Source organism: Dietzia sp. CW19, from assembly GCF_014145265.1.
In the GTDB taxonomy this organism is placed as follows: Bacteria; Actinomycetota; Actinomycetes; order Mycobacteriales; family Mycobacteriaceae; genus Dietzia; species Dietzia natronolimnaea.
The window spans coordinates 1-5,037 of sequence record NZ_JAALEE010000542.1 but is presented as its reverse complement, the minus strand read 5'-3'; the positions used below and the strand labels follow the sequence as shown (position 1 = coordinate 5,037).

4 protein-coding genes are annotated in these 5,037 nt (G+C 70.2%); 3 read left to right on the top strand and 1 reads right to left on the bottom strand.

Annotated elements, in window-relative coordinates:
• Positions 1-31: 31 nt before the first annotated feature.
• Positions 32-664, bottom strand: coding sequence for a TetR/AcrR family transcriptional regulator (locus G6021_RS15450; protein ID WP_182641672.1), 633 nt, complete (start codon positions 662-664; stop codon positions 32-34).
• Between the two features lie 124 nt (positions 665-788).
• On the opposite strand from G6021_RS15450, the gene G6021_RS15445 reads away from it, so the two are divergent.
• The 3 genes from G6021_RS15445 to G6021_RS15435 are packed head-to-tail and all read left to right on the top strand — an operon-like array spanning position 789 to position 4,955.
• Entirely contained in the window at positions 789-2,450 is a 1,662-nt protein-coding gene (locus tag G6021_RS15445) for an AMP-binding protein (protein WP_182641673.1), read from the top strand.
• Between the two features lie 36 nt (positions 2,451-2,486).
• The gene (locus G6021_RS15440) at positions 2,487-3,830 is read left to right on the top strand and encodes an MFS transporter (RefSeq protein WP_182641671.1); all 1,344 of its coding nucleotides are present in this window, start codon (positions 2,487-2,489) and stop codon (positions 3,828-3,830) included.
• Positions 3,831-3,881: 51 nt separating this feature from the next.
• Positions 3,882-4,955, top strand: a complete 1,074-nt coding sequence (locus tag G6021_RS15435) for a phosphotransferase family protein (protein ID WP_182641670.1) — start codon at positions 3,882-3,884, stop codon at positions 4,953-4,955.
• Positions 4,956-5,037 lie beyond the last annotated feature (82 nt).

The following is a 5,037-nucleotide window of genomic DNA, read 5'->3' as shown; positions in this document are numbered from 1 at the left end:
CCGGCAGCAGGCGCCGCGGGGGAAGGGCCGGTCAACTCGGGGACGGTGAGGGGTCGGCGACGCCGCCGGCCCGGCCCGCGCCCACCATGCCGCGGGCGAAGTACAGGTGTCGTGCCACCACGTCGTCTCTCGCCAGCGGGCCGTCGGGGCGGTACCAGGAGGAGATCGACACGCACAGCGACGAGATCGCGCGGGCCGCGTCCTCGGGGTGCTCACAGGCGAAGTCCCCCGAGTCGACGCCGGCCCGGATGGCCTCCTCGAGCATCGCCTGCTGGGAGTCGCGTTGGGCGATGTGGTGGGCGCGGACGCCCGGGTCCATGCTCCGCATCTCCGTGGAGGCCACGAACGCCTGGTCCCGCCTGGCCATGTGGAAGCGGGCGAGACACTCCACGAGGTTCTCGAAGCGGGCGACCGGGTGGTTCCCGGCGTCCTCCACGGCCGCGCCGGTGTGCTCGAGCATCTCCGCCATCGCCGTGTCCACCACGGCCGCGAGGATCGCCTGTTTCGAGCGATAGTGGTGGTAGAGGCCCGGAACGGACAGTCCGGCCTCTTCGGCGATCATCCTGATCGAGGCGCCGTGGTACCCGTGTTGCGCGAAGACGACCAACGCGGCACGTAACGGGGGCGACAGGGTGTCGGGCCCGAATTCTCGCCAGTCGCTCATCGGTGGACTCTCCTCGGTCATCGAAAAACCCTAGCTGTCGATCACTTGACACGTGATGTGGTGTGGGTAACACTACATCGGACCGAGCGATCGCTCGGTCGGGCCGACGGAGCGGAGGGCGATGATGAACGGACCGAACCCGCGCCCGTGGCGGGAGTTGTACCGTCCGGGTCTCGACGAGGGCCTCGCGGGGCGGCGGGCGACACTGGTCGACGCCTGGCGCGACCGGGTCGCGACGAGTCCGGACCGGACCGCGGTCGCGTACTTCGACACCATCCTCTCGGCGCGTGAGGTCGACCGCATGTCGGACGCCCTCGGCGCGGCGCTGCAGGATCGAGGGGTGCGGGGCGGCGACCGCGTCGGCATCCACCTGCAGAACATCCCGCAGTACGCGCTGGCGCTGCTCGCCCTGTGGAAGATCGGCGCCGCCGCCGTGGTCCTCAACCCGATGTACTTCGGTCGCGAGCTCCGGTTGCCCGTCGAGGACTCCGGCGCGGTGGGGATCATCGCCACCGACCGGGACGTCGCCGCGATCCGCGAGAGCGTGGAGGGCACCGACGCCGGATGGATCCTGAGCACCAGCGAGCGGGACCTCCAGACCAGGAACGACCCCCGGGTATTCGGCGGAACGGACCCGGGAGTGCCGTCGGAGGACGGCGATCTCGTGCGGCTCATCTCCGACTTCTCGGGTCGGACCCCGGCTCCCGTCACGGTGTCACCGGACGACCTCGCGCTGCTGACCTACACCTCGGGGACCACCGGTCCCCCGAAGGGTGCGATGAACTCGCACGCGAACGTGGTGGCCGTGGCCCGGAGTTTCGCCGACTTCGTCGGCATCGTGCCGGGAGACGTGGTGTTGGCCATAGCGCCGCTGTTCCACATCACCGGTGCCGTCATCAACGCGACCCTCGGCCTGCTGGGGGACACCGCCCTGGTCTTCGCCGGGCGCTTCCGGCGCGAGGTCGTCCTGGACGCCTTCCGCGAACACCGGGTCACCTACACGATCGGGTCCATCACGGCCTTCAACGCGCTCATGCGTCTGGACGAGGCCGGCCCGGAGCACTTCGCGTCCGTCAAGACGCTCTACAGCGGGGGAGCACCGATCCCGCCGTCGACGGTCGAGCGGTTCCGGGAGCGGTTCGGCCACTACATCCACAACGCCTACGGGATGACCGAGACGACCTCGGGGGTCGTCGCCGTCCCGCCCGGACTCCGCGCCCCCGTGGACGAGGCCAGCGGGACGCTCTCCGTCGGGGTCCCACTCCCGGGGGTCGACGCGAGCGTGGTGGGCGTCGACGATCGACCCGTCCCGCCGGGCCAGCAGGGCGAGCTCGTCCTCAGCGGACCCCAGATCGTGTCCGGGTACTGGCGCAACGCCGCGGCCACCGCCGGGGCGATGCCCGGCGGCCGGCTGCACACCGGTGATGTCGCCGTCATGGACTCCGCCGGCTGGGTCTACCTCGTCGACAGGCTCAAGGACCAGATCAACGCCTCCGGGTACAAGGTCTGGCCCCGCGAGGTCGAGGACGTCCTGTACGAGCACGACGCGGTCTTCGAGGCCGCGGTCGTGGGCCTGCCGGACGAGTACCGCGGCGAGAAGGTGGTCGCGTTCGTCTCCCTCAAGGCGGGCCGCACCGCCACCGGGGAGGAGTTGGTCGCCTTCGCCGCCTCCAGACTCGCCGCCTACAAGAGGCCCGCCGAGGTCCACGTGGTCGGCGAGCTGCCCAAGACCCAGACCGGCAAGATCCGTCGCCGCGAACTCCGCGACGAGCACACCCCCTCCTGATTCCCCAGACCCCTCACCCGACCCGAAGGAGATGACATGGCCGAGGCCAGCATCCGCCCCGACCTCCCCTCGGAGGTCACCCCGACGCAGTCCGCCGAGGGCAACAGGAACGCCAAGAGGTCGCTCGCCGCCAGCACCACCGGGCAGCTGTTCGAGTGGTACGAGTGGACCGCCTACGCGGTGTTCGCCCCGTTCATCGCGGCGGCGATGTTCAACAACGAGAACCCGGTCTCGGCCCTGCTGGCCACGTTCGCCGTCTTCGCGGTGGGCTTCCTGGTCCGACCGCTCGGCGGGATCGTCTTCGGCCGGATCGCCGACGTCAAGGGCCGCAAGTGGGTCCTCATCTCCACCATGCTCATGATGGCGGGCGCGAGCCTGCTGATCGGCCTGCTGCCGAGCTACGAGACCCTGGGTGTCTTCGCCTCCGTGCTGCTCCTGCTGTGCCGGATCGTCCAGGGCTTCGCGCACGGTGGTGAGTCCGCGACCGCGTACAGCTACGTCGCCGAGATCGCGCCGCCCCACCGTCGCGGGATGTGGGGGAGCCTGGTCTTCGTCGCCATCATGGGCGGCACCGTGATCGCCTACGGCGTGGGCGGCACCATCACCGCCGTGCTGTCCGAGTCCGCCGTCGGCGAGTGGGGCTGGCGCATCCCGTTCCTGCTCGGTGCCGTGTTCGCCCTGTTCGTGCTGTACCTGCGGGCCGGGATGGAGGAGTCCGACGTCTTCGACAAGGCCGCCGAGGCGGCCGCGGCCGACCCGACCTCCCCGGTGGTCACCTTCTCCAGGGGCCGTCTGGCCCGTGCCATCGCGCTGGTCGTGACCATGGTCTCCGGCGTCACCGTCGCCCACTACACCTGGAGCTCGTACGCCTCCACCTTCGCGATCACCCAACGCGACATGGATGCGGGCGCCGCCTTCTGGATGATCTTCGGCAGCCAGCTGGTCGCCCTGTGCACGCTCCCGCTGTGGGGCCTGCTGTCGGACAAGATCGGCCGGCGCCCGGTGATCTTCATCTTCGCTGTCGGCACCATCGTCACCACCCCGTTCCTGATGGGCATGATCGACGACCGACCGTGGACCCTGTTCCTCACCTCGCTGATCGCCATGACCCTGGTCGCCGCCGCCGGTTCCATCCTGTCGTCGTTCATGTCCGAGGCGTTCCCCACCAAGATGCGCACGGCGGGCATCGGTTTCGCCTACTCCCTGTCCGTCGCGGTCTTCGGCGGCAGCGCACCGTACCTCAACGCGCAGTTCATCGAGTGGGACGTGTACTGGATGATCAGCGCCTACATCATCGTGCTCTGCGTCTGCACCATCATCGCGACGGCGATCATGAAGGAGACCCGCGGCAACGACCTGCACACGGTCGGCCACGACTAGTCCGTGCCCGTTCCGGTCATCCGGCCGCCCATCAACCGCGAGGATCACCCCATGACCACTCCACCAGAATCGTCCGCCGGCCCGGCGGTCGACCGACTCCTCCGCCCCGACGTCGTGGGCCCCAAGATCGCCGAGGCCACGGGCGAGGCGGCCTGGACGGACTTCTCCGCCGAGCTGATCGCGGGGGGCAAGTCCAACCTCACGTTCACGCTCCGCTCGGACGCCGGCGGGCTCATCCTGCGTCGGCCGCCCACGGGTGAGCTCCTCCCGAGCGCCCACGACATGGGGCGCGAGGCGCGCATCCAGCTGGGGCTGGCGTCGACGGACGTCCCGGTGGCCGGGATCGTGCTCAACGAGACCACCGGCGAGGACCTCGGTGTCCCGTACTACGTGATGGAGAAGGTCGTCGGTCACGTGATCCGCGACGAACTGCCGCCGGGCTACGCCGAGTCCGACGACGACAAGGCGGCCATGGCGGACGCGCAGATCGACGCGATGGTCGCTCTCCACGCAGTGGATCAGGACGCCGTCGGCCTGGGGGATCTGGGGCGGCCGGAGGGTTACCTCGATCGGCAGCTGCGCAGGTGGCTCGGACAGTCGGAGAAGGCGAGCGCGAGCGTCCGCGCGGACCGCCTGCCCGAGTTGGCCGCGCGACTCGGCCGGGACCTGCCCACCTCGCCGTCGTCGCGGATCATCCACGGTGACTACCGCATGGACAACTGTGTGGTCGACGCCGACGATCCGGGGCGGATCAAGGCGATCCTCGACTGGGAACTGTCGACCCTCGGCGATCCGGTGGCCGACCTCGCCCAGACCGTTCTGTACTGGGGCGATCCCGACGGACCCGAGGTCCCGCTCATCCCGAGTCTGACCACGGGCCCCGGGTGGCCCGGCCCGCAGCGGTTGCTGGACAGGTACTGCTCCGCGACCGGCACGGATCCCGCACACATGCCCTGGTACCTGGCGTTCGCGACGTTCAAGTTCGCGGCGATCGCCCAGGGTGTGGCCACCCGCTCCGAGGCCGGGGACATGGCCGGACAGGACTTCGGTGGCATCGGCCCGCAGATCCGCGAGCTGGTGGAGTACGGCCACTCGATCCTCGATTCCCGGAAAGGCGCCCGCTGATGGCTGATCCCGCTCCCGACGCCCCCGCTCCCGACGCCCCCGCCCGGGCCGTGCGCGGGCCGGTCGACCCCCGCACGGGTCC

What these genes read in the sequence shown, in the direction of transcription:
- G6021_RS15450 (WP_182641672.1), bottom strand. Translation starts at nt 664, where the DNA reads ATGAGCGACTGGCGAGAATTCGGGCCCGACACCCTGTCGCCCCCGTTA.
- G6021_RS15445 (WP_182641673.1), top strand. Translation starts at nt 789, where the DNA reads ATGAACGGACCGAACCCGCGCCCGTGGCGGGAGTTGTACCGTCCGGGT.
- G6021_RS15440 (WP_182641671.1), top strand. Translation starts at nt 2,487, where the DNA reads ATGGCCGAGGCCAGCATCCGCCCCGACCTCCCCTCGGAGGTCACCCCG.
- G6021_RS15435 (WP_182641670.1), top strand. Translation starts at nt 3,882, where the DNA reads ATGACCACTCCACCAGAATCGTCCGCCGGCCCGGCGGTCGACCGACTC.